Source organism: Sphingomonas sp. SP2 (assembly GCF_058313385.1).
This window is the reverse complement of sequence record NZ_JBZFLD010000001.1, coordinates 1,268,805-1,290,808: the sequence shown is the minus strand read 5'-3', so window position 1 is coordinate 1,290,808 and position 22,004 is coordinate 1,268,805. Positions and strand designations below refer to the sequence as shown.

23 protein-coding genes are annotated in these 22,004 nt (G+C 68.1%); 10 read left to right on the top strand and 13 right to left on the bottom strand.

Annotation, left to right across the window (positions count from 1 at the left end; translation table 11 throughout):
- The first annotated feature begins 52 nt into the window (after window positions 1–52).
- Window positions 53–772 carry a GcrA family cell cycle regulator gene (locus AC4GYU_RS06565; protein WP_491086091.1) on the top strand — a complete coding sequence of 240 codons (720 nt, stop codon included), beginning with the start codon at window positions 53–55 and terminating at the stop codon, window positions 770–772.
- 84 nt (window positions 773–856) lie between these two features.
- Here AC4GYU_RS06565 and AC4GYU_RS06560 read toward each other — a convergent pair whose 3' ends face one another.
- A complete protein-coding gene (locus tag AC4GYU_RS06560; protein WP_491086090.1) occupies window positions 857–1,033 on the bottom strand; it encodes a hypothetical protein in 177 nt (58 codons plus the stop codon).
- A gap of 180 nt (window positions 1,034–1,213) precedes the next feature.
- On the opposite strand from AC4GYU_RS06560, the gene parE reads away from it, so the two are divergent.
- A complete protein-coding gene (gene parE / locus AC4GYU_RS06555; protein WP_491086089.1) occupies window positions 1,214–3,193 on the top strand; it encodes a DNA topoisomerase IV subunit B in 1,980 nt (659 codons plus the stop codon).
- 13 nt (window positions 3,194–3,206) lie between these two features.
- On the opposite strand, the gene AC4GYU_RS06550 is transcribed toward parE, so the two are convergent.
- From AC4GYU_RS06550 to AC4GYU_RS06540, 3 genes are all read right to left on the bottom strand, one after another.
- The gene (locus AC4GYU_RS06550; RefSeq protein WP_491086088.1) at window positions 3,207–3,851 is read right to left on the bottom strand and encodes a hypothetical protein; all 645 of its coding nucleotides are present in this window, start codon (window positions 3,849–3,851) and stop codon (window positions 3,207–3,209) included.
- Between the two features lie 77 nt (window positions 3,852–3,928).
- Window positions 3,929–4,237, bottom strand: coding sequence for a hypothetical protein (locus AC4GYU_RS06545; RefSeq protein WP_491086087.1), 309 nt, complete (start codon window positions 4,235–4,237; stop codon window positions 3,929–3,931).
- A 23-nt stretch (window positions 4,238–4,260) separates the two neighbouring features.
- Window positions 4,261–5,340 carry a lipase family protein gene (locus tag AC4GYU_RS06540; RefSeq protein WP_491086086.1) on the bottom strand — a complete coding sequence of 360 codons (1,080 nt, stop codon included), beginning with the start codon at window positions 5,338–5,340 and terminating at the stop codon, window positions 4,261–4,263.
- A gap of 219 nt (window positions 5,341–5,559) precedes the next feature.
- On the opposite strand from AC4GYU_RS06540, the gene AC4GYU_RS06535 reads away from it, so the two are divergent.
- On the top strand, window positions 5,560–6,333 hold the full coding sequence (locus AC4GYU_RS06535; protein ID WP_491086085.1) for a potassium channel family protein: 774 nt from the start codon (window positions 5,560–5,562) through the stop codon (window positions 6,331–6,333).
- Window positions 6,334–6,345: 12 nt separating this feature from the next.
- Window positions 6,346–7,143 (top strand): energy transducer TonB, encoded by a 798-nt coding sequence (locus AC4GYU_RS06530; RefSeq protein ID WP_491086084.1) that lies wholly within the window; start codon window positions 6,346–6,348, stop codon window positions 7,141–7,143.
- Here AC4GYU_RS06530 and AC4GYU_RS06525 read toward each other — a convergent pair.
- From AC4GYU_RS06525 to AC4GYU_RS06515, 3 genes are read right to left on the bottom strand one after another with little or no spacing between them, the layout of a single operon-like run.
- On the bottom strand, window positions 7,140–7,886 hold the full coding sequence (locus AC4GYU_RS06525; RefSeq protein ID WP_491086083.1) for a TonB family protein: 747 nt from the start codon (window positions 7,884–7,886) through the stop codon (window positions 7,140–7,142). The genes AC4GYU_RS06530 and AC4GYU_RS06525 overlap by 4 nt on opposite strands.
- 21 nt (window positions 7,887–7,907) lie before the next feature.
- Window positions 7,908–8,693 (bottom strand): ZIP family metal transporter, encoded by a 786-nt coding sequence (locus AC4GYU_RS06520; protein ID WP_491086082.1) that lies wholly within the window; start codon window positions 8,691–8,693, stop codon window positions 7,908–7,910.
- Entirely contained in the window at window positions 8,690–9,586 is an 897-nt protein-coding gene (locus tag AC4GYU_RS06515) for an aldose 1-epimerase (protein WP_491086081.1), read from the bottom strand. Before AC4GYU_RS06515 ends, AC4GYU_RS06520 begins: the two co-directional genes overlap by 4 nt.
- A gap of 127 nt (window positions 9,587–9,713) precedes the next feature.
- Here AC4GYU_RS06515 and AC4GYU_RS06510 point away from each other — a divergent pair, with 127 nt between their 5' ends.
- Window positions 9,714–10,016, top strand: a complete 303-nt coding sequence (locus AC4GYU_RS06510) for a hypothetical protein (protein WP_491086080.1) — start codon at window positions 9,714–9,716, stop codon at window positions 10,014–10,016.
- 45 nt (window positions 10,017–10,061) lie between these two features.
- Here the strand turns inward: AC4GYU_RS06510 and dgoD are convergent, their stop codons facing one another.
- The 3 genes from dgoD to AC4GYU_RS06495 are packed head-to-tail and all read right to left on the bottom strand — an operon-like array spanning window position 10,062 to window position 13,435.
- Window positions 10,062–11,216, bottom strand: coding sequence for a galactonate dehydratase (gene dgoD, locus AC4GYU_RS06505; protein WP_491086079.1), 1,155 nt, complete (start codon window positions 11,214–11,216; stop codon window positions 10,062–10,064).
- Window positions 11,216–12,556 carry a family 1 glycosylhydrolase gene (locus AC4GYU_RS06500; RefSeq protein ID WP_491086078.1) on the bottom strand — a complete coding sequence of 447 codons (1,341 nt, stop codon included), beginning with the start codon at window positions 12,554–12,556 and terminating at the stop codon, window positions 11,216–11,218. The genes dgoD and AC4GYU_RS06500 overlap by 1 nt, the downstream gene beginning before the upstream one ends.
- 15 nt (window positions 12,557–12,571) lie before the next feature.
- On the bottom strand, window positions 12,572–13,435 hold the full coding sequence (locus AC4GYU_RS06495) for an SMP-30/gluconolactonase/LRE family protein (RefSeq protein WP_491086077.1): 864 nt from the start codon (window positions 13,433–13,435) through the stop codon (window positions 12,572–12,574).
- A gap of 84 nt (window positions 13,436–13,519) precedes the next feature.
- On the opposite strand from AC4GYU_RS06495, the gene AC4GYU_RS06490 reads away from it, so the two are divergent.
- From AC4GYU_RS06490 to AC4GYU_RS06480, 3 genes are read left to right on the top strand one after another with little or no spacing between them, the layout of a single operon-like run.
- On the top strand, window positions 13,520–14,401 hold the full coding sequence (locus AC4GYU_RS06490; protein ID WP_491086076.1) for a 2-dehydro-3-deoxygalactonokinase: 882 nt from the start codon (window positions 13,520–13,522) through the stop codon (window positions 14,399–14,401).
- A complete protein-coding gene (locus AC4GYU_RS06485) occupies window positions 14,398–15,027 on the top strand; it encodes a 2-dehydro-3-deoxy-6-phosphogalactonate aldolase (RefSeq protein WP_491086075.1) in 630 nt (209 codons plus the stop codon). Before AC4GYU_RS06490 ends, AC4GYU_RS06485 begins: the two co-directional genes overlap by 4 nt.
- A complete protein-coding gene (locus AC4GYU_RS06480) occupies window positions 15,024–15,953 on the top strand; it encodes a Gfo/Idh/MocA family protein (protein WP_491086074.1) in 930 nt (309 codons plus the stop codon). Before AC4GYU_RS06485 ends, AC4GYU_RS06480 begins: the two co-directional genes overlap by 4 nt.
- Here the strand turns inward: AC4GYU_RS06480 and AC4GYU_RS06475 are convergent, their stop codons facing one another.
- A complete protein-coding gene (locus AC4GYU_RS06475) occupies window positions 15,954–16,718 on the bottom strand; it encodes an inositol monophosphatase family protein (RefSeq protein ID WP_491086073.1) in 765 nt (254 codons plus the stop codon).
- Between the two features lie 239 nt (window positions 16,719–16,957).
- Between AC4GYU_RS06475 and AC4GYU_RS06470 the strand changes: the two genes are divergently transcribed.
- Entirely contained in the window at window positions 16,958–17,962 is a 1,005-nt protein-coding gene (locus tag AC4GYU_RS06470; protein WP_491086072.1) for a UDP-glucuronic acid decarboxylase family protein, read from the top strand.
- Window positions 17,963–17,977: 15 nt separating this feature from the next.
- On the opposite strand, the gene AC4GYU_RS06465 is transcribed toward AC4GYU_RS06470, so the two are convergent.
- Window positions 17,978–19,483 (bottom strand): MFS transporter, encoded by a 1,506-nt coding sequence (locus AC4GYU_RS06465; protein WP_491086071.1) that lies wholly within the window; start codon window positions 19,481–19,483, stop codon window positions 17,978–17,980.
- A 141-nt stretch (window positions 19,484–19,624) separates the two neighbouring features.
- Here AC4GYU_RS06465 and AC4GYU_RS06460 point away from each other — a divergent pair, with 141 nt between their 5' ends.
- Complete coding sequence (locus AC4GYU_RS06460) at window positions 19,625–20,914, top strand: sugar MFS transporter (protein ID WP_491086070.1); 1,290 nt, start codon at window positions 19,625–19,627, stop codon at window positions 20,912–20,914.
- Here AC4GYU_RS06460 and AC4GYU_RS06455 read toward each other — a convergent pair.
- Entirely contained in the window at window positions 20,900–21,925 is a 1,026-nt protein-coding gene (locus AC4GYU_RS06455; protein ID WP_491086069.1) for a LacI family DNA-binding transcriptional regulator, read from the bottom strand. The two genes, AC4GYU_RS06460 and AC4GYU_RS06455, sit on opposite strands and share 15 nt — an antisense overlap.
- Window positions 21,926–22,004: the final 79 nt, after the last annotated feature.

The window sequence follows — 22,004 nt, the reverse complement described above, 5'->3', positions numbered from 1 at the left end:
ATCGGCTGCGGACGATGGCGGCAACCGCCTTGCATGAGATTGATAAGAAGCGATGAGCTGGACTGACGAGAGGATCGACCGCCTGAAGGCCATGTGGGCCGAGGGCAAGACCGCGAGCGCGATCGCCGAGGAACTCGGCGGCGTCAGCCGCAACGCGGTGATCGGCAAGGCGCACCGACTCGGCCTCGATTCGCGGCCGTCGCCGGTGAAGGCCGGCGAGGACAAGCCGGCCGCTGCGGCTGCCGCGCCCGCCGAGGCGCCTGCCGCCCCGGCCCGCCCGCCCGCCGCCAAGGTCAAGGACAAGGCGCCGATCGCGGCGATCCTCGAGACCGCCGCTCCAATGCCCGAGGACAAGCCCGCGCGTGCGGCCGCTCCGGCAGCAGCAGCGCCGGCCGCGCCGGCCGGAGCCCCGTCGGGCAAGGCCGGCGAGCCGACGCTAGTCTATCGCTCGATCGGTCCGGGCGGCTTCATCCGCCAGGGTCCGGGCGAACAGCAGGCCCCGATTCCGCCGGCCCCGCCGCGCCGCCTGGTCCCGGCCAAGCCGTCGCCCGAGATCGCCGACAAGACCAGCCTGCTCGAGCTCAACGACCGCATCTGCAAGTGGCCGATGGGACATCCGGGCGAGCCCGACTTCCACTTCTGCGGGCAGGCCGCCAACCCCGGCTATCCCTATTGCGTCCAGCATTGCGGCGTCGCCTACCAGGCGCAGCTGCCGCGCCGCGACCGTCGCCCGCCCCCGCCCCTCCCCTACGGCGGCCCGCGGGTCCGCTAAGCGGTAAGAGTTCAGACAGAAAGGGCTCCGGAAGCATTAGCCTCCGGAGCCCTTTTTCGATCGGTCGATGATGCGCGGGTCGGCTCAGTCGTTCGCGGGCGAGACCCTGGCGCGGGTGGCATATTCTTCGGCGAGCTGCGCGTGGACCGCGCGGGCGCGTTCGTCGATCGCCATGGCGGCGAGACGGCGCTCGGCCTCGGCGCGCTGCGCATAATAGTTGCGGTCGGGGCTATCCCCGGTGATCGGGACGAGTTTGGACATGGGACGCTCCTTCAACTGGCGAGGGAGCACGTACAGTCTCTCAGGCGACGGCTGTCGCAGGGCATTGGCCGTCGATGCGTCGCTTTTACGCCATTCCCGGGGCAAAAGCGAATCTGGCGGTTATCCGATGTTCGCGCCCTGTTCCCTTGCGGCGCCGGTCCGATTAGAAGCAATGGAGCAATGACAGACCTCTTCGGCGCCGAGCCCGCTCCCGTCCCGTCCAGCGATTACGACGCCTCCGCGATCGAGGTGCTCGAGGGGCTCGAGCCCGTCCGGCGCCGGCCGGGCATGTATATCGGCGGGACCGACGAGCGCGCGCTCCACCATCTCGCCGCCGAGGTCATCGACAATTGCATGGACGAGGCCGTCGCCGGCCACGCCAACCGGATCGAGATCACGCTGATGCCGGGCAACCGGCTGACGGTGACCGACAATGGTCGCGGCATCCCGGTCGACCCCCACCCCAAATATCCGGGCAAGTCGGCGCTCGAGGTGATCCTCACCACGCTTCACTCGGGCGGCAAGTTCGAGGGCAAGGCCTATGCGACCTCGGGCGGCCTCCACGGGGTCGGCGTCAGCGTGGTCAATGCGCTGTCGACCGAGACGGTGATCGAGGTCGCCCGCGACAAGAAGCTTTACCGCCAGCGTTTCTCCAAGGGCCTCGCCACCGGCCCGCTCGAGGAAGTCGGCGCGGCGCCCAATCGGCGCGGGACGAGCGTCGCCTTCCATCCCGATCCCGAGATCTTCGGCGCGCTCGAATTCGATCCGGCCCGGCTGTTCCGGTTGGCGCGGTCCAAGGCCTATCTCTTCGCCGGGGTCGAGATCCGCTGGAAATGCGACCCCAGCCTTGCCTCCGAGCAGGTGCCCGAGGCGGCGGTCCTCCAGTTCGAGCACGGCCTTGGCGACGCGCTCGCCGAGCAGCTCGAGGGACGCGAATGCGTCACCAACGTGCCCTTCGCCGGGGCCCAGGACTTTCCCGACGCGCAGGGGCGGTGCGAGTGGGCGGTCGCGTGGCCGCTGTGGAGCGAGGGCTTCACCTCTTATTATTGCAACACGATCCCGACGCCCGACGGCGGGACGCACGAGGCCGGGCTTCGCGCCGCGCTGACCAAGGGCATCCGCGCGTTCGGCGACCTCGTCGGCAACAAGCGCGCCAAGGACATCACCGCCGATGACGTCATGGCGTCGTGCGAATGCTATCTGTCGGTGTTCATCCGCAATCCGCATTTCCAGAGCCAGACCAAGGACCGGCTGACCAGCCTCGAGGCGGCGCGTTTCGTCGAGACGGCGATGCGCGACCATGTCGACCATTATCTGGCCGACAACATGGACCGCGGGCGGGCGCTCCTCGGCTCGATCGTCGAACGGATGGAAGAGCGGCTCAAGCGCCGCGCCGAGCGCGAGGTCAAGCGCAAGACCGCCACCAGCGCCCGCAAGTTGCGGCTCCCGGGCAAGCTCACCGACTGCGCCTCGGACGAGCCGGCCGGGACCGAACTGTTCATCGTCGAGGGCGACAGCGCGGGCGGCTCGGCCAAGCAGGCGCGCAACCGCAAGACGCAGGCGATCCTGCCGATCCGCGGCAAGATCCTCAACGTCGCCAGCGCCACCGCCGACAAGATCCGCGCCAACCAGGAAGTCGCCGACCTCCAGCTGGCGCTCGGCTGCGGCATCCGCGACAAGTTCGACGAGGCGAGCTTACGCTACGAGAAGGTCATCATCATGACCGACGCCGACGTCGACGGCGCGCATATCGCGACGCTGCTGATGACCTTCTTCTTTCAGGAGATGCCCGAGCTCGTCCGGCGCGGGCATCTGTTCCTCGCCCAGCCCCCGCTCTACCGCCTGACTGCGGGCGCGAAGACGCTCTACGCCCGCGACGACGCGCACCGCGCCGAGCTCGAGGCGAAGGAGTTCAAGGGCAAGAAGGTCGAGGTCAGCCGGTTCAAGGGGCTCGGCGAGATGAACCCCAACCAGCTCAAGGAAACGACCATGGACCCGGCGACCCGCTCGCTGCTCCGGGTCACGTTGCCGAGCCAGTATGAGGACCGTCAGCCGGTCAAGGACCTGGTCGAGCGGCTGATGGGCAAGAACCCCGAACACCGCTTCGCCTTCATCCAGTCCCGCGCCGCCGCGGTCAGCGACGAGGAACTGGACGCATAGGGTCCTTGCGCCGCTAGAGCAGTGGCGACCGATAGAGACGGAAGGCCTTGCCGAGGCCGGCGGCGACGAGCGCGTCACCAAGCGCGCGGCTGAGGAACACCGAATTGAGCAGACCCTTGTCGACCCACATGTCCGGGCCGTCGAGCGCGTCGCGGGTGACGAAAGCGATGTCGTCGCGCATCGGCCACGGCATCAGGCAGACGTAGCGCGGCGAGGGTCCGCCACGGCCGGGGATTTCCGGAGAATGTGCTTCCGAGAAGCATTTCTTGCTGTTGCCGATGACCCAGCAATAGAAGTCGTCGGGATGGCGCTCGGCAGGATCGGGCGCCCAGACGCCGCCATCGAGCAGGCGGAGTTCCCCGCCTCCGAGATCGAAGCGCTCGATGACTGCCTTGGCAGCGGAGTTGACGATCAGGCGACCGCCGGCCTCGAACAGCGGCCCGGGCGCAAGCTTGCCGGCCGTCGCCTTCCGGGTCCCGTGCAAGGGCTCGGCCGAAAGGCGACGCGGGCAATAGCCGGGGCCGGCGGGCAGTCCCTGGCTCGCAACCTTCATATTCTCCATCGCTTCCTCGAACGAGGGCTCGGGAAGGTTGGCGACCAGGTCGCGACCGAGCGAGGGGTCGGCTCGCATGCTGCTGACCCAGATATGATCGTTCACTGCATTCCCCCGGATGACGAGGGGGTCGGTCTAGGTGCGCCGAGTAAAGACGGGGTTAGCCGGCGCCCTGAACGTCTCTAGCGCCGATAGACGCCGAGGCGGCCGGTGGCTTCGGTGGTGGTGGCGCGCTTGGTGCGGCGGTCGTAGGCGCAGAGCTTCACGTCGATGACGTTGCCGCGATTATAGCCTTCGACGATGCGGATCTCGACCGGAACGCGGTCGGAGAAGCTCGCCTTGTCGGGGATGATCTTGGCCTGCCGGAGGCCCGAGGCGAGGAGGCAGGCGCGATTGACCTGGCGGTCGAGCTGGGCCCAGGCCTGCGGGGTCGAGGCAGTTGCGGCGGAGGCTCCGAGCGCAAGGACGGCGGTGGCGATCAAAGGCTTCATGGTCTTTCCCCTGGCGTGATTGATCAGAAACGTCCGCAGTCGCTTGGCGCGGGGGCGCCGGCGAAGCGCTGGTCGATCCAGTCGATGGTCGCCGCGGCGCTCTGCTTGGCGGTGGTCGGATGGTCCTTGCCGGGAAGGTCGATCCAGCGGACCCGGACCCGGTTGGTGCACATTCGGCGCGCAAAGGCGCGGGTGACGGCGGGCGCGACGAGGGGATCGCCGACGGTCTGCGCGAACAGGACCGGGACCCGGCTGACGGGCGTGGTGCTGTTGGCGGCGACGAAGCTCGCCCAGGGCGGGGTCGCGGCGAGGTCGACGCGGCGGAGGTCCTGACGAAGAGCGAGGATCCCGAGGAGGGTCGAGAATTTGGGCTTGGAATCGATCTTGATGCAATTGCCCGCGAGGCGCTGGATGAGGCCGGGCGTGCGGCGTGCGCCAAGGGTCAGCGGGATATTGTAATAGCGCGACCAGCTGTCAGCGACGAGCGAGGTGAAGAAAGCCTTGGCATTGGCATCGCTCGACTGGCGGAGGTTGGCGGCAAGATCGGTCGGCGGCGCCGCGGCGGCGGTCCCGACCAGGGTCAGGCCGGCGCCCTCGGCCTGCTGGAGCTGCGCGGTCCAAAGCGCGGCATGGCCGCCCTGGCTTTCGCCCCAAACGGCGTAGCGGCTGCCCGCATAAGCGCCAGGGATGGAGCCCGCCGCGCGCAGCCCGTCGAGGACCGAGCGGGCGGTGATGGTGCCGACGAGATAGGGGTGCGGGCCGGGATTGCCGAGGCCGACATAATCGGGCGCGACCACGACATAGCCGCGGCGCACGGCATCGACCGCGGCGGTCGCGGTGAAGAAATTCGGGCTGAGCGAGGGGGCGCATAGTTCGGCGGTGCCCCAGGTGCCGTGGGTCCAGGCGATGACCGGGCGCGGCTGGCGCGGCTGGCCCTCGCGGGGGGCGACGACCATGCCGGTGACCTGACGGAGGTCGCCGCGATCGCCGCGGGTCCAGTAGCGCACCTTCCACGCCTGCGTGCCGGCGGGGGTTTCGACAACCGGGTCGGCGGCGATCAGCTGGCCCGCCTGCTGCGCTTGGGCGGGGAGCGGAAGCGCCACGGCTGCGAGGGATAGGGTTGCAAGCCCCCCGAAGCGAATGAAGGACGCAGGCATCGAACGATCTCCCCCGACAGCGAACCGCATGACCAAGTCAGAATGCTTGCGAAACGATTTGGGTCCAACCTGTCCCCGGGGCCAGATCGCGGGGGAGCCATGCGCGGGGATGATCGTTCCGACCTCTCAATGACCCGCGAGCTTCCCGCCCTTTCCCGCCGATCGATGCGCTCGCCGTGGCGGACGCTCGGGCTTCGTGCGCTGCTTGCGCTGGGACTGCTGGTCAGCGCCTTCCTGCTGCTGTGGTTCGACCGTGACGGGCTGCGCGACAATATCGACGGGGCCGTGACCTTCGCGGACACGCTCTATTTCACGATGATCACCATCACGACGGTGGGTTATGGCGACATCGTCCCGGTGACCGAGAAGGCGCGGCTGATCGACGCCTTCCTGCTCACCCCGATCCGGCTGTTCATCTGGCTGATCTTCCTCGGGACGGCCTTCGAGCTTCTCTTCAAACGCGTTTGGGAAAGGTGGCGCATGGCGCGCATCCAGGAGGGCCTCAGCGGCCATATCATCATCGCCGGCTTCGGACGGAACGGGAGCACCACCGCCGAACGGCTGCTGGCCGAGGGCACGCGGGCGGACGAACTGGTGGTGATCGACTGCCAGCCCGAGCCGTGCGAGGCAGCGCGCGCGCTGGGGGTCGCGGTGATCCAGGGCGACGCCAGCCGCAACGAATTGCTCGAAGCGGTCAGGATCAATGCCGCGCGGCGGCTGATCGTGTCGGCAGGCCGCGACGATACCGGGATACTCATCGTGCTGAGCGCCCGCAAGCTCGCACCCGCGCTCGATATCGCGCTCACCATCCGCAACCACGACAATGAGGATATCGCCGAAGCGGCGGGCGCAGACCGGGTGATCAACCCGATCACGGTGACGGCCGCCTTGCTCGCCCAGCACGGCAATCAAGCAAGGTCGAGTTCAGCGGCGGGCTGACAAAGAGGGCTGGTGCGCCGTCCCCTCGCCTCTCCCGCCGACCGGGCCCGATCCGCGACCCTCGTCGCGCTGGTCCACGCCGGCCTTGCCTATGCCTTGCTGACGGGCCTCGGGGTGACGAGCGTTCCAACGGTCCTCACCGAGCCGCTGGCACTGATCGACATCCGGCCCGAGGAACCCGAGCCGCCGGCGACGCCGATGCTCCCGGAGCCTGCGCCCAAGCCGACCGAGCGGGCCAAGGATCCCGAGGGCGCGGCGGCGCCGCCGGCGAAGAAGAATACGCCGACCGAAGTGGTCGCGCCCGAGCCGGTGGTGCGCCTGCCGGTGCCGCCGCCGCTGCCCGCCGCGCCGGTCGCGGGCACCGGCAGCCAGCCCAAGGCCGGGGCGGCGCCGATCGACGGCCCGGGGACGGGCCGCGGCGGGGTCGGCGACGGGCTCGGCGCAGGGCGGTTCGGCAATGGCACCGGCGGCGGGGGCAATGGCGGGGTCGCGGAAGGGCCTGAATATCTCTCGGGCGACATCCTCGACCGCGACCTGCCGCGCGGGCTCGAGCTGCGGCGGCCCATGCATATCTTCTTCCGATTGCTGATCGGCCGTGACGGGCGGCCGCGCGACTGCCGGATCACGCGGTCGAGCGGGATTGCGGTGCTCGACCAGGCGACCTGTTCGTCGGCGCTCCGGCGGCTGCGCTGGGCGCCGGCGCGCGACCGGGCCGGCAATCCCGTCGAAGCGTGGGCGCCGAGTGATTTCGAATGGCTCCCGCGGCAGGGCCCGGACCGCTGGATCGATCCGGTCGAGGTGCGCGACTAGAAGTTCACCGGGGTCTGGATGTAGCCGTACCAGCGGACATAGGGCTGGCCATTGTCGTCGATCGCCGGGCGGAAGCGCACCCGTTCCTCGACCAGCCGGCAGGTCCACTGGTCGACGATCGGATTGCCGCTCGAGCGGTTGACCTTGCAGTCGGTGGCGCGGCCGTCGACTTGGACCCGGACGGCGACGAACACCGGGCGGCCCGAGGGCCAGGCGCGGAGCACCTCGCGCGGATAGCTTCGGCCGGTGAGCTTGGTCCGCTCGATGACGGAGGGCCCGGTGCCGCCGCCCGAGCCGCCCCCGCCCGTCCCGTTGCCGCCGCTTCCGCTGCCCGTACCATTGCCCTGCCCGCCGGCGCCCGTGCCGGGCCCGTCGACCGGCGCCGCGCCCTGCGTCGGAGCCGCGCCCGTGTTGGGCTTTTCAGCGGCGACCACCGGCGAGGTGACGGGAAGCTCGACCTTCGGCGGCGGCTGGACGACGGGGGTAGCATCGGCCTTGCGCGCCGGGGGCGCGGCGGCGCCTTCCTTTTCGGGCGCCTTCTTCACCTCCACCGCGACCGGCGGGGGCGGTGGCGGCGGGGGATCGATGGGGACGTCGAAGACCTGCAGCGGATCGAGCCCGGCAATGACCTTCGCCGGACCGCTGCCGAGGGTCAGCAGCGCGGCGAGGACGCCGACATGGACCGCGACCACGCCGATGATGGCGGCCGCCCGATCACGATTGCTGACCCAGGATCGTTGCATGTCCGGTCCAACGCCGGACCCTCAACCGAAGGTCCAGTCGAGCACCATCATCACCGACAGACCGAGCATCAAGGCATAGGTCGCGATGCCTTCCTGATGGTCGCGGTGGGTCTCGGGAATAATCTCGCTCGACACCACCCAGATCATCGCCCCCCCGGCAAAGCCGAGGCCCCAGGGGAGGAGTTCGCTCGAGATCGAAATGGCGCCGATGCCGATGAAGCCGCCGAGCGGCTCGATCAAACCGGTCAACACCGCGACGAGGAAGGAGAAGAGCCGGCCATAGCCGACCGCGGCGAGGCTGAGGGCGACGGCGAGGCCCTCGGGCACGTTCTGGAGGCCGATGCCGAAGGCAGTGGCATAGCCCGCCGCCTGGTCGGGGCTGCCGAAGCTGACGCCGACCGCGAGCCCTTCGGGAAAGTTGTGGAGCGAGATGGCGATGACGAACAGCCAGATGCGGGCGAGCTTGCTCCGCTCGGCGCCGCTCATCGGGCCGGAGATGAAATGCTCGTGGGGCGCGTAGCGGTTGACGAGGTGAAGCGTGGTCGCGCCGAGCAGCACGGCGCCGGCGACGATGAAGGAGGCGAGGCTCTTGTTGCCGCCGTGAAGGTCGCCCGCGGCCTCGAGCGCCGGGATGATCAGCGAGAAGAAGCTGGCGGCGAGCATGATACCCGCGGAAAAGCCGAGGAAGGCGTTTTCGGTGCGCTTGCTGATCGAGCGCATGAAGAAGACCGGAAGCGCGCCGAGCGTGGTCGCTTGGCCGGCGAGGAAGCTGCCGAGCGTGCCGGTGGCGATGAGGCTGAGGCTCATTGCGGGCGGTCCACCAGCTCAAGCCGCATGTCGAGGCGCATGCTCTCGCCGGGCTCGAGGACCTGCATCCCGAGTTCGGGCCAGCGCGCTTCGGGCTCGTTCAGCGCGGCATTGGCATGGGTGACGGGCTCCGCGACGACGATTCCGCCGGCCGCTGGCGAATAGAGCTGGAAGAAGCGGGCCTGCGGGCTCGAGAGGCGGAGGTCGGCGGGCCAGGCGGGATCGCTGAGCAGGGCCTCGCCGCCCCAGCCGCCGAAGCCATGGTCGAGCCCCTGCCCGCAGGCCGCGCGGTCGGAGAGGTCGAAGCGGCCGGTCGCCGGGACCTCGCCAGTCGGAAGGACGTTCGCGTCGATCTCGAAGGCAGTGGCGACCTCGGTCCGGATGCGGGTCTCGGCGGTGCAGGGAAAATAGGGGTGCTGGCCAAGGCCGCACGGCATGGGGCTGTCGCTGGTGTTGCGGCATTCGAGACGGACCGACAGGCCCTGCTCGTCGAGCGCGAACACCTGGAGCGCGTCATAGGACCAGGGCCATTCGCCGGCATCGTGGACGAAGTGCAGCTCGGCATCCTGGTTGCCGGCCGAGACCACCTCCCATTCGCCGAGCCAGCCCTGGCCGTGGAGCGGCGAGATGTCTCCCGCCATGTTGGAGCGGAGCGTGACGGTCCGTCCACGGAAGGTGAAGCGGCCGTCGCGGATGCGATTGACGAACGGCACGAGCGGGAAGCTCGCCTGATCGAGAACAGTATCCGCGTCACTGTGGCTTTCGCGCATGAGCGGTACGCGCCTTCCGCCGCCGACCCAGGTGAAACGCTGGATTGCTCCGCCAATACAGGGGCTTAGCACCAGTTCGAGATTGCCAGCGCAGAGCGTGATCCGGTCGGTCGGGGTCGTCATATGAACTCGTTCTTGGCGACATGTTCAGTCGGCGGCAACTGATCTGGGGATAAGTGGGTCAAATCAGGTTGCGCCGGCGAGTCACCGGCGCGAAACACACCCCGTTATCCGGGGAGGGATGGACACCATGCGGACACGCGTGAAGGACTTTGTCGAAGTCAGCGACTATACGTCGCTCGATCGATTGATCACCACATTGACGGCGATCCGGGACAGCCTGCCCGAAGGCGCTGACCCCGAACTGAAGATGCGCGGCGACGACGTCTTCGGCCGGCGGCTGTCGATCACCTACTTTCGCGAACTGAGCGCGGAAGAGCAGGAGGCCGACGCGCGCTACAGCAGCGCCGATGCCGAGGCCGGGGCCGAACTGGCGGCGCTGGCGGCGCGGCTCGACGGCGTGCCCTACGCCAAGGACCGCAAGGCGGCCTGATCCTGCGGCCCTTCCCGCTGCGTCGCGCCGGGACGGGGCTTCAGCTCACCATTCGGCGAAGCTGCCGTCGTGCTGGCGCCAGATCGGGTTGCGCCAGCGATGGCCCTCCCTGGCGACCTCGCGGACCATCGCCTCGTCGATCGTCACCCCGAGGCCGGGCTTCTGCGGCAGGTGGAGATAGCCCTGGTCGGGGGTCAGCACCTCGGGATCGGTGATGAAGTTCAGGAGGTCGTGGCCCACGTTATAGTGGATGCCGAGGCTCATTTCCTGAATCGCGACATTGGGCGCGGTGGCGGCGAGCTGGAGGCAGGCGGCGAGCGCGAGCGGCCCGAGGGGGCAGTGCGGCGCGACCGCCACGTCATAGGCTTCGGCCATGGCCGCGATCCGGCGGCATTCGGACAGACCGCCGGCATGACTGAGATCGGGCTGGATGATGTCGACCGCGCCGGTCTCGAAGAAACGCTTGAAGTCCCACCGGCTGTAGAGCCGCTCGCCAAGCGCGATCGGGGTGGAAGTGAGCGCCGCAATGTCGGCGAGGCCTTCGGGATTTTCGCTCAGCAGCGGTTCCTCGATGAAGAGGAGGCCCAGAGGCTCGAGCACCTTGGCGAGCTGCTTGGCCATGGCGCGGTGGACGCGGCCATGGAAGTCGAGCCCGACGTCGACGCCCGCGGCCTGCGCCGCCTTCACCCGCTCGATCACCTCGTCGAACAGGCGCGGCGTCCCGATCCAGTCGAGCTCGGCAGTGGCGTTCATCTTGACCGCCGAGAAGCCCTGTTCCTTGCGGGCGCGGGCGGCGTCGGCGATCTCGTGCGGCCGGTCGCCGCCGATCCAGGCATAGGCCCGGACCTTGTCGCGGACCCGGCCACCCATCAGCTCCCAGGCGGGAACGCCGAGCGCCTTGCCCTTGAGGTCCCAGAGCGCCTGGTCGAGGCCCGACAGCGCGCTCATCAGGACCGGGCCGCCGCGGTAGAAGCCGCCGCGATAGGCGATCTGCCAGATGTCCTCGATACGCCGCGCGTCGTGGCCGAGGAAGCGGTCGCGGATCGCCTCGAAGGCACCGGCAACCGCCTCGGCATGGCCCTCGAGGCTGGCCTCGCCCCAGCCGACCGCCCCGTCGACGGTCTCGACGCGGACGAACAGCCAGCGCGGCGGGACGAGGAAGGTCTCGATCCGGCCGATTTTCAGTTCGGGACAGGGCATCAGGCGGCTTCCGGAGTCTGCTGGTCCTGGTTGCCGAGGGCGAGACCCTTGTCCTGCGTCTCCTTGCGCTCGCCGGGTGGGGTGGTGACCGGCGGCCAGACGGCCTGGTGCAGCGGCTTGACCGGAACAGCGAGGCAGACCGACGAGGCCGGAAGCACGTCGCGCCAGTCCTTGATCAGCTGCTTGTAGGCCTTGCCGACGTTCCGGATGTTGCGATTGAGGTCGAACAGGCCAAGCGGATTGACGTTGCCGTTCTGCTCGCGAAGCGCGGTGTCCCAGTCGACCTGGTCGGTCAGCGAATACCAGGTGAAGCCGACGGTGGGAATGCCGACGTTGCGCAGGCGAAGGACGTTGGCCCACTCCTTCCACAGCCACTGCACGGCTTCCTGCCCCGTCGGACCTTCCTTGAGGTTGGTCTCGGTGTGCATGATCGGGAGCCGATAGCGATTGTGATACTGGCGGGTGATCTCGGAATAGCCGAACACTTCGCCCGAGGCCTCGGTGTGGCCGTCGGCATGGACGCGATGCTCGTTGGTCCAGTAATAATCGTTGCCGAGGATGCAGTGCTGCTTGAGGCGGTTGCCGAGGAAGAAGTGATATTCCTCCCGGGTCATCCCGTTATCCATCAGATATTCGTACATCTCGCTGTCGACCCGGCGCCCGTAGTTGAGGTCGAGGCTGAGGAAACGGCGGCTGTTGAGCACTTCGGCAGGGCCGATCGCGGCCGGGCTGTCGGCATGGAAATATTCGGACGATTCCGACTGGATGAAGATGGCGTCGGGACGCCGCTTCAGGATCTCGGTCATCGCGAGCACATTGGCCTTCACGATGTGCTTCAGGGCGGTGACGAACGAGCGGTCGGTCTGCTCCTGCTCGTTCCACCAGCCATATTTGGCGCTGAAGGCGGCGCAGATGAACATCTCGTTCACCGGCGTGTAGAGCTGGATCCAGGGGTAACGCTCGGCGAAGTCGGCGGCGTAGTTGGCGAATTGCTGGCTGAAGTCGGGGTTCTGGAAATTGCCGATCCAGTCGGGCACGCCGAAGTGGCAGAGGTCGACGATCGGGGTGATGTCGCGGCGGCGCAGGTCGTTCAGCGTGAGGTCGGCGAATTCCCAGTCATATTTGCCGGGCGCGAGGAAGGTCTTGTGGATCGGGGGCCCGAAGCGGAGATACTGGATGCCGATCTCCTCGACGCAGTCGAAGTCCTCCTGCCACCTTTGGTAATGGTTGGATGCTTCCATCTGGTCGACCCGGGTCCGGCCGCCGTTGATCGTGGGAATGCTGTTCTCGATCCCCGTGGCGAACATGAAATTGGCGATGGTTGCCTCCCTCGGCAGCACTGAACAAAAGGCGGATCAGCCCGCGAAGGGCAGGTCTGCGATCCCGGCGACGCCCGGTAGGGTCATAAAGAGCCCGCCAGCATATGGTTGCGCGGCAAGGTCACTTTCCGTCAGCCCGATCCGGGCCGAGGTGATGAACAGACGGTCGAGCGCGGCGCCGCCAAAGGCACAGCTGGTCGGGCGCTGGACCGGCAGGCGAAGCTCGGACAGGCACTCGCCCTCGGGGGACAGGCGGCGCAGGCACCAGCCGTCCCAGAAGGCGATCCACAGGCAGCCCTCGGCGTCCACCGTCATCCCGTCGGGATAACCCTCGCCCGCGCCGAAGCGGGCGAACTCGCGCCGGTTGAGCGGGGTGCCATCGGGCGCGAGGTCGTATCGGTAAGTGACCTGAAGCGCGCTGTCGTTGGCGTACATGGCCTTGCCGTCGGGACTGAAGGCAGGACCGTTGGTGACCTTGAAGCCGTCGTCGACGCGGGTGCAGATGAGGTTGCGATCGACCCGGTAGAAGGCACCGCTGGCGGCCTTTTCCTCGTCGTCCATCGTGCCCGCGAAGAGGCGGCCGGTGCGGTCGACCTTGGCATCGTTGAAGCGGTTGGTGTCGCGCTCTTCCTCGGGATCGAAGAGGAGGTCGTAGCGCTCGCGGGCGAGGTCGACCGCGACGATCCCGCGGTCGGTCCCGGCGATATGGCCGCCGCCGGCGCGCGGAATGAGGCTGCCGATGCGATAGGGCGTGGCGAATTCCTCGAGTGGCTGTCCGTCGCGCCAGCGGAAGGCGCGGCGGCCCTTGATGTCGACAAAGGTCAGCGCCTCGGTCGCAGGGTCCCAGTGCGGCCCCTCGCCCAGCAGCGCTTTGACATCGGCTACGCAGGTGACGTCCATGGCAGAGGCAAAATAACGGGTCGCCCGGGCATTGGTAGGGACACAAGTCGCGCTTCGTCGCTTTTCTTGCCAATGAGTTCGGGCATGTGGACAGACGGATACATCGCGGTCGACTGGGGCACGACCAACCGCCGGGCGTGGCGGGTCGAGGGCGGCAAGGTCACCGGCGAGTTCGCGGACGACCTCGGCTTCACCAGCGTGCCCAAGGGCGGCTTTCCCGACGAGGTCGCTGGCATAAGGCGGCGGCTCGGCGACGTGCCGTTGCTGCTCGCGGGAATGGTCGGCGCACGCGGCGGCTGGATCGATGCACCCTACCTTCCCTGCCCGCTCGACCTCCAGGGCCTCGTCTACGGTCTGATCCCGGTCGAGGGCGAGCGCGCCTTCATCGTCCCGGGCGCTTCCTTCGAGGACGGGGTTCGGGCCGACGTCATGCGCGGCGAGGAAACGCAGTTCTTCGGCGCGGTCGCGGCGGGCCTCTGCGCCCCTGACGCGATCATCTGCCATCCCGGCACGCACAACAAATGGGCGCTGCTCGAGGGCGGGCGGCTGACCCGCTTCCGGACGGTGATGACGGGCGAGATGTTCAGCCTGCTGAAGCACGGCAGCCTCCTGAAAGCCTGGCTCGAGACCGAGGCGGCGCCGGGCGAGCCCTTCGGAGAGGGCGTCGCGCGCGGCTTCGAAGGGCGGGCTTTGACCGCCGATCTGTTCACCGTCAGGGCCCGCGTGCTGATGGGGAAACTGCCCGAATATCAGGTGGCGAGCTTCGTCAGCGGGCTGCTGATCGGCGCCGATTTTCGCACCGGCCTCTCCGACCTTCCCGACGGCGACGTCGTCGTCATGGGCCGCGGCGCGCTGACCCGGCTCTTCTCGGCAGCGCTGACCCAGGTCGGCCGCCCGAACCGTGAGGTCGACGGCGAGCAAGCCTTCCTGGCCGGCGCCGAGGCCATAGTGGAGCATCTGTCATGAATGCCGACGAGGATTTCACGCGCTACCTCGGGGAATGCCCGCTGGTGGCGATCATCCGCGGGGTCACGCCGGAGGAAGTGGTGGCGGTCGGCGAGGCGATCTTTGCGGCCGGAATCCGGATCATCGAGGTTCCGCTCAACAGCCCGCAGCCGTTCGAGAGCATCGACCGGCTGGCGCAGGCGCTCGGAGATCGCGCTCTGGTCGGGGCCGGAACTGTGCTCGACACGCTCAGCGTCGCGCGGGTGAAGGATGCCGGCGGACGGCTGATCGTCGCCCCCAATACCAATGCCCAGGTGATCGCCGCGGCGGTCCAGGCCGGGATGGTCGCCGCGCCCGGCTATTTCACGCCGAGCGAAGCTTTCGTGGCGCTCGACGCGGGCGCGCAGGCGCTGAAGCTCTTCCCGGCCGAAGCCGCGACCCCCGCCGTATTGAAGGCGCAGCGTGCGGTGCTGCCGCGGTCGGTCCCGGTGCTGGTCGTAGGCGGTGTCCAGCCCGACGGGATGAAGCCGTGGATGGACGCGGGCGCCAATGGTTTCGGCCTCGGTTCGGGCGTGTTCGCGCCCGGGCGCAGCGCCGACGAGGTGCACCGGCGCGCGGCGGCTTATGTCGAGGCGGTCCGGGCATGAAGCCGATCCGCATCGCCATCATCGGCTTCGGCAAGATCGCCGAGGATCAGCATGTCCCGGCCATCGCCGGCAACGACCGGTTCGTGCTCGCCGGAAGCAGCAGTCGGCAGGGCAAGGGCCCGGCGCCCAATTTCGTCGAGTGGCGCGACCTTCTCGACCGGGTCGAGGGGATCGAGGCGGCGGCGATCACCACCCCGCCCGGGCCGCGCTTCGACATCGCGCGCGAGTGCATCGCCCGCGGGCTTCACCTTTTGCTCGAAAAGCCGCCCTGCGCGACCTTGGGCGAGGTCGAGGAACTACAGCGGCTGGCGGCGGCGAAGGGCGTGACGCTCTTCACCACCTGGCATGCCCAGCACAATGCCGGGGTCGCGGCGGCGCGGACCTTGCTCGCCGGCCAGCGGATCCGCGCGATGGCGATCACCTGGCACGAGGATGTGCACAAATGGCATCCGGGCCAGCAATGGGTGTTCGAGCCCGGCGGGTTCGGGGTGTTCGACCCGGGGATCAACGCCTTCTCGGTCGCGACCGCGATCCTCCCCGGGCGGTTGTTCGTGCGCGAGGGACGACTGTCCTACCCGGCCAATGCGCAGACGCCGATCGCCGCCGAACTCCAGTTCGACAGCCCGATCGCCGACGGCCCGCTGAGCGCAAGCCTCGACTGGCGCAAGACCGATGGCGAGGAATGGACGATCGCGATCGAGACCGGCGACGGGCAACAGCTGAAGCTGGTCGACGGCGGGGCGCGCCTGCTGCTCAACGGCGAGGAGGTGCCGGGCACCAACGTCGGCGAATATCCTGACCTTTACGCGACTTTCGCCGACCTCATCGATCGCCGGACGAGCCTGGTCGATGCCGAACCGCTGCGGCTGGTCGCGGACAGTCTGCTGGTCAGCCGCCGTGACACGGTCGAGGCGATTACCGTCTGATCACTCCGCGCTGTTGAGGAGCGCGACCGCTGCATCGAACAGCGGCTGCGTCGCGGCGGCGACAATGGCGCCGCCGGAAAGGTCCTCGCCGCCCTGCCAGTTGCCGACCACCCCGCCCGCCCCGCGGATGACGGGGACGAGCGCCGCCCAGTCGTGGGGCTTGAGCTGGTTCTCGATGACGAGGTCAAAATGGCCGTCGGCGAGCCGCGCATAAGCGAGCGCGTCATAGCCGTAGCGGGCGAGACGGACCGCGCGGCGGATCCGGTCGAAGGCGGCGAAATCGGGCCCGCTGAAGAGAAAGGGATCGGTGGTCGAAAGGCGCGCATCGCCGAGCGCGGTGCAGCCCGACACGCGCATCGGCCGGCCGTTGCGCGTGGTCCGGCCGGGCAGCCCGATCATCGTCTCGCCAAGCGCCGGTGCGTCGATCATTCCCACGACGGGCGTTCCGTCCTCGACCAGGGCGACGAGCGTGGTCCAGCTCGGCAGGCCGCAGATGAGCGCGCGGGTTCCGTCGATCGGATCGAGCAGCCAGCGCCGCGCCGCATGGTCGCGCACGACGCCATATTCTTCGCCCTCGATCCCGTCCTCGGGGAAGACCTGCTCGATCTCGGCGCGGAGCAGGCGTTCGGCGGCGCGGTCGAGTTCGGTGACGGGGTCGTACGCACCCTCCCCGGCCTTGTTGTCGGCGGCCGGCACCGGCGCGTCGAGGGTGACGCTGCGGGCGACGCGGGAGAGATGCTCGAGGAAGGCGGTGAGGTCGGTCATGCCCGGACCGTCATTGCCGCGCGCGGGCGACGTGGCAATGCCATCTTCAGCGTTCGATCGGCCGCCAAATGCGGTCCGCCGGAAGGTCTGGCGAGGCAGCCGGCACGGGGAGGCATTGCGCAGCGCCAGTCACGCGCTATCGCTCCGCCGAGCCAAGGCAGGTACGGCGCTTCACGATCATGGCTCCGAAGAGCCGCATGGGGCGTTCGCCATCCGCGATCAGCCAGGAGAGTTTGAACATGGCATCACGGTCAGGGGAACGAGCGCTGGTGGCCGGCGGTGCCGGATTCATCGGCTCCACCCTGGTCGACCGTCTGCTCGCCCGCGGCGCCGACGTGACGGTGCTCGACAATTTCCTGACGGGACGCCACGAGAATCTGGCGCATCTGACGGCCGGACGCGATTACCGGCTGGTCGAGCATGACGTGATCGAACCCCTGCCCCCCGCGGTCACCGGCAGCCGCTTCACCCATGTCTACAACCTCGCCTGTCCGGCCTCGCCGCCCGCCTACCAGGCCGATCCCGAGCATACGTTGCTGACGAGCGTGATGGGCAGCCGCAACCTGCTGCGCCTCGCCGAGGCGCATGGCGCGCGCTACCTTCTGAGCTCCACGAGCGAGGTTTATGGCGACCCCGAGCGTCACCCGCAGCGTGAGGATTACCGGGGCTGGGTCAGCTGCACCGGACCGCGTGCCTGTTACGACGAAGGCAAGCGCGCCGCGGAGACGCTGGCCTTCGATTTCGACCGCGCCGGCCGCGCGGATGTCCGGGTGGTGCGGATCTTCAATACCTATGGACCGCGGATGGACCCCGAGGACGGCCGGGTGGTCAGCAACCTCATCTGCCAGGCCCTCCTGCAAGCCGAGATCACCGTCTATGGCGACGGAAGCCAGAGCCGAAGCTTCTGCTATGTCGACGATCTGGTCGACGGGATCATGGCGATGATGGCGCTCGACGGTCCGCAGCCCGGACCGGTCAATCTGGGCAACCCCCATGAGTTGACCGTATCGGAATTGGTCGATCGCGTTCTCGCGCTGATCGGCTCACGCAGCATGTCGACCTACCGCCCCCTGCCACAGGACGATCCGCGCCGGCGCAAGCCCGATATCGAGCGCGCCCGGGAGCTACTCGGCTGGCAACCGCGGGTCGCGCTCGACGACGGCCTTCGCGCGACGATCGCTTATTATCGCTCGCAGCTTGGACTCGACGCCTCCGACACGACGGTGCTCGCCGCCGCCGAGTGACGCCCGGCGGGGCGCTCAGTCCTCGCGGACCCGCAAGGTCGCAAGCGCCGCCAGCCCCATGACGGCCGCGGCGAAGGCCATGGTCCAGATCGGCTCGCCCGGGAAGAAGGCCTTCATGATCGACCCCATCACCGTCGCGACCAGCAATTGCGGAACGACGATGAAGATGTTGAACAGACCCATGTAGGTGCCGAGCTTGGCCTGCGGCAGGCTGCTCGCGAGGATGGCGTAGGGCATGGCGAGGATCGAGGCCCAGGCGATGCCGACCCCGATCTCGGCGATCAGCAGGTGCTGGGGATCCTTGAACAGGAAGAAGCTAGCATAGCCGAGCGCGCCGGCGGTGAGGCAGAGCGCGTGGGTTCGGGCCTTGCCGATCCGCGCCGCGAGCGCCGGGAGCAGCGCAAGCGCCGCGACCGCCGCGACGCCATTGTAGACCGCGAACAAGACGCCGACCCAGTTGCCCGCTTCCTGGAAGGCCGGGCTAGCGGGATCGGCCGAGCCGAAGAAATTCTGCGCGACCACCGGCGTCGTGTTGATCCACATGATGAACAGCGCCGACCAGCTGAAAAACTGCACCAGCGCGAGCTTCTTCATCACCGGCGGCATGCCGGAAAAGTCGCCGACGAGGCTTCCGAGCATGCCCGCACCGCGCCCGCTCTTGGCCGAGGCAATGGCGATCGCCGAGAGGATGCCGTAGGCCGCAAGCAGCCCGCCGAGGAGATAGACTTCCTTCTCGAGCGCGAGCTCGGCGACGGCGAAGACGACCACCGCGCCGGCGGCGATCCAGGCAAGACTGGTCGCGTAGCTGCGCGAGGCGAGCGCGCGAATGGTGTCGCCGCCGCTTTCGTTCACTTCCTCGCCGAAGCTGCGCAATTGCTCGGGCGAATATTCGCGGGTGGTGAGTACGGTCCAGGCCACCGCCAGGAACAGCGCCGCACCGCCCGCCCAAAAGCTCCATTTCACCGTGTCGGGAATGTTGCCGGTGGTGGCGATATTGCTGACGCCCCAATGCTCGAGGAGATAGGGGAAGATCGACCCGACCACGGCGCCGGCGCCGATGAAGGCGGTCTGCACCGCATAGCCGGCGGTATGCTGGTCCTTGCGCAACTGGTCGCCGACGAAGGCGCGGAACGGCTCCATCGAGATGTTGAGGCTGGCGTCGAGTGTCCACAGCAGCAGTGCTGCCATCAGCAAGACGTGCGCAAGCGGCATCAGGAACAGCGACAGCGCCGCGAGCAGCGCACCGGCGACGAAATAGGGCCGGCGGCGACCGAAGCGGCCGAGCCAGGTCCGGTCGCTCATGAAGCCGATGATCGGCTGGACGAGGAGTCCGGTCAGCGGTGCCGCGACCCACAAAGCCGGCAAGTCGTCGAGGCTCGCGCCGAGCGACTGGAAGACCCGGCTCATGTTGGCGTTCTGGAGCGCGAACCCGATCTGGATTCCGAAGAAGCCGAACGAGATATTCCACAGTCCCGCCCAGCTTTGGCGCGGCTTCTCGAGCCGACCCGTCACCTGATCCATCACACTCTCCTCAGCGCCGCAACCAAGCAGGATATCCGAGCCGGAACAATCCTTTGTGCGCTGCAGCAGAATAGGTATTCACAGGTGACAGCGGCACGTCCTATGCTCACACGTGAACGCTCACATCAGGGGGAATGAAGCATGGCCGTCGCCGCGCCGACCAGTTCGGAAGTCAAGGGTGCGGAGGGCGGCGTCGATGCCCCCGAGCTGCGCTATTTCGTATTCGCGCTATTCTTCATCTTCGGCGGCATCACCAGCCTCAACGACGTCATCCTGCCCAAGCTGAAAGAGCTGTTCACGCTCAACTACACGCAGGCGATGCTGGTCCAGTTCTGCTTCTTCACCGCCTATCTGGTGATCGGAATCCCCGGCGCGCAGCTGGTCAAAAGGATCGGCTACATGCGCGGAGCGATGACCGGCCTGCTCGTGATGATGGCGGGCTGCCTGCTCTTCATCCCTGCGTCGAGCACCGCGACTTACGGCCTGTTCCTGTTCGCGCTGTTCATCCTCGCGAGCGGTGTCGTCATCGTGCAGGTCGTCGCCAATCCGCTGATCAGCATGCTCGGGCCGCAAAAGACGGTGCACAGCCGGCTGACCTTCGCCCAGGCCTTCAACAGCCTCGGCACCACGGTCTTCCCGATCGTCGGCTCGGCGTTGATCCTCGGCAGCCTTGCCAATGTCGATGCGAGCAAGCTGACCGGTGCCGCGCTCGACAGCTATCGCGCGGCCGAAACCAGCGCGATCACCCACACTTATATCGGCCTTGCGGTCGCGCTGCTGGTGATTGCCGGTGCGGTCTACCTGTTCCGCAATCGCCTGCATGGCGAGCATCACGAGCATAGCTCGCCGCTGGCCGGCTTCTCGCTCCTTCGCCGCAAGCGCTTCGGCTGGGGCGCCCTTTGCATCTTCCTTTATGTTGGCGCCGAAGTCTCGATCGGTTCGCTCATCGTCAGCTACCTTCAGCAAAAGCAGGTCCTGGGCCTCAGCGAACGCAGCGCCGGCGACATGATCTTCATGTACTGGGGCGGCGCGATGATCGGTCGCTTCATCGGCTCGGCCCTGCTCCGCGTGATCAACCCCGGCGCGCTGCTGGCGATGGTCGCGACCGGCGCGATCGCGCTGATCCTCATCTCGACCAACAGCACCGGCGCTATCGCGGCCTATACGCTCCTCGCGATCGGCCTGATGAACTCGATCATGTTCCCGACCATCTTCAGCCTCGCCTGCGAGCGGCTCGGCGCGCGCGCGGCGGACGGTTCGGGGATCATCAACATCGCCATCTTCGGCGGTGCGGTCGTGCCGCTGCTGACCGGGATGCTGGCCGATACGAGCGGCCGGCTGGCGATCGCGCTGCTGCTCCCGGCGGCCTGCTATGCGGTGATTGCGGCCTACGGACTCTACGCCCGCCGCCCCGCTTCAGACGAGGCTTGAGCCCCGCACCTTGAGCGCGACCGGGAGCAATCTCGGCGCGCTCTCGCGCCCTTCGATCCGCTCGATCAGCGCTTCGACCAGCGCGGTCCCGGCGGCCTTCGCGTCCTGCGACACGCTGGTCAGCGGCGGGCTCGCATAGCCGGCCGCGGCGAGGTCGTCGAAGCCGACCACCGCGACATCCTCGGGGACGCGGCGGCCGCGTTCCTGAAGCGCCTTCATCGCGCCGATCGCGGCAAGGTCCGAAGCGGCGAAGATGGCGTCATAGGCGATCTTGCGGCTCTCGAGCTCGGCGACGGCGGCACGCCCCTCCTCCTCGCTCGGACCGGCTGCGACGCGAAGCCCGTCGAGCACCGACAGGTTCGCCGCATCATGCGCCCGGACGTAGCCCTGGTAGCGGTCGAGGAATTCGGGATAGGCCTCGGTCGCGGTGCCAATGAAGGCGACGTGTCGGCGGCCGGTACCGAGCAGGTGGCGGGTGGCCTCGTAGCCGCCACTCTCATTGTCCGAACCAACGATCGCGCCGAATTCGCCCGCCCGCGGATTGCCCCAGCAGACGAAATGCGCGCCGCGCCGGACCAGCTGCTCGAGCCGTGGCCGGTAGAGAAGATAGTCGCCGTAGCCGAGCAGGATGATGCCGTCGGCCTTGCGGCTGTCCTCATAGTCGACGTGCCAGTCGTCCGAGAGCTGCTGGAAACTGATGAGGAGGTCGTAGCCGTGCGCCGCGCAGGTGCGGACCATCGCGCCGAGCATCGACAGGTAGAAGGGATTGATCAGCGTCTCGTCGGGCGTCGGGTCCTCGAAGAAGAGGAGCGCGAGCGTCCGGCTCTGCTGCCGGCGCAATCCGCTGGCGTTCTTGTCGACCTTGTAATGGAGCTGCTCGGCGGCCGCGAGGACTCGGGCGCGAGTCTCGGCGCTGACCGCGGGATTGCCGCTCAACGCGCGGCTGACCGTCGGCTGCGAAACGCCGGCCAGCGCCGCAATATCGAAGGATGTCGGTCGCCGCTGCGTCATGGAAGCCACAGTGTAGCGGGCTGAATACGTATGTATACCCGGCCCTTATCCTGTTCACCCGGGAAATGACTGGTAGGTT

Bases quoted from the DNA above. Each gene is read 5' to 3' on its own strand.
- AC4GYU_RS06565 (WP_491086091.1), top strand. From the start codon at position 53: ATGAGCTGGACTGACGAGAGGATCGACCGCCTGAAGGCCATGTGGGCC.
- AC4GYU_RS06560 (WP_491086090.1), bottom strand. From the start codon at position 1,033: ATGTCCAAACTCGTCCCGATCACCGGGGATAGCCCCGACCGCAACTAT.
- parE (WP_491086089.1), top strand. From the start codon at position 1,214: ATGACAGACCTCTTCGGCGCCGAGCCCGCTCCCGTCCCGTCCAGCGAT.
- AC4GYU_RS06545 (WP_491086087.1), bottom strand. From the start codon at position 4,237: ATGAAGCCTTTGATCGCCACCGCCGTCCTTGCGCTCGGAGCCTCCGCC.
- AC4GYU_RS06535 (WP_491086085.1), top strand. From the start codon at position 5,560: ATGCGCTCGCCGTGGCGGACGCTCGGGCTTCGTGCGCTGCTTGCGCTG.
- AC4GYU_RS06525 (WP_491086083.1), bottom strand. From the start codon at position 7,886: ATGCAACGATCCTGGGTCAGCAATCGTGATCGGGCGGCCGCCATCATC.
- AC4GYU_RS06520 (WP_491086082.1), bottom strand. From the start codon at position 8,693: ATGAGCCTCAGCCTCATCGCCACCGGCACGCTCGGCAGCTTCCTCGCC.
- AC4GYU_RS06515 (WP_491086081.1), bottom strand. From the start codon at position 9,586: ATGACGACCCCGACCGACCGGATCACGCTCTGCGCTGGCAATCTCGAA.
- AC4GYU_RS06510 (WP_491086080.1), top strand. From the start codon at position 9,714: ATGCGGACACGCGTGAAGGACTTTGTCGAAGTCAGCGACTATACGTCG.
- dgoD (WP_491086079.1), bottom strand. From the start codon at position 11,216: ATGCCCTGTCCCGAACTGAAAATCGGCCGGATCGAGACCTTCCTCGTC.
- AC4GYU_RS06495 (WP_491086077.1), bottom strand. From the start codon at position 13,435: ATGGACGTCACCTGCGTAGCCGATGTCAAAGCGCTGCTGGGCGAGGGG.
- AC4GYU_RS06490 (WP_491086076.1), top strand. From the start codon at position 13,520: ATGTGGACAGACGGATACATCGCGGTCGACTGGGGCACGACCAACCGC.
- AC4GYU_RS06485 (WP_491086075.1), top strand. From the start codon at position 14,398: ATGAATGCCGACGAGGATTTCACGCGCTACCTCGGGGAATGCCCGCTG.
- AC4GYU_RS06480 (WP_491086074.1), top strand. From the start codon at position 15,024: ATGAAGCCGATCCGCATCGCCATCATCGGCTTCGGCAAGATCGCCGAG.
- AC4GYU_RS06475 (WP_491086073.1), bottom strand. From the start codon at position 16,718: ATGACCGACCTCACCGCCTTCCTCGAGCATCTCTCCCGCGTCGCCCGC.
- AC4GYU_RS06470 (WP_491086072.1), top strand. From the start codon at position 16,958: ATGGCATCACGGTCAGGGGAACGAGCGCTGGTGGCCGGCGGTGCCGGA.
- AC4GYU_RS06465 (WP_491086071.1), bottom strand. From the start codon at position 19,483: ATGGATCAGGTGACGGGTCGGCTCGAGAAGCCGCGCCAAAGCTGGGCG.
- AC4GYU_RS06460 (WP_491086070.1), top strand. From the start codon at position 19,625: ATGGCCGTCGCCGCGCCGACCAGTTCGGAAGTCAAGGGTGCGGAGGGC.
- AC4GYU_RS06455 (WP_491086069.1), bottom strand. From the start codon at position 21,925: ATGACGCAGCGGCGACCGACATCCTTCGATATTGCGGCGCTGGCCGGC.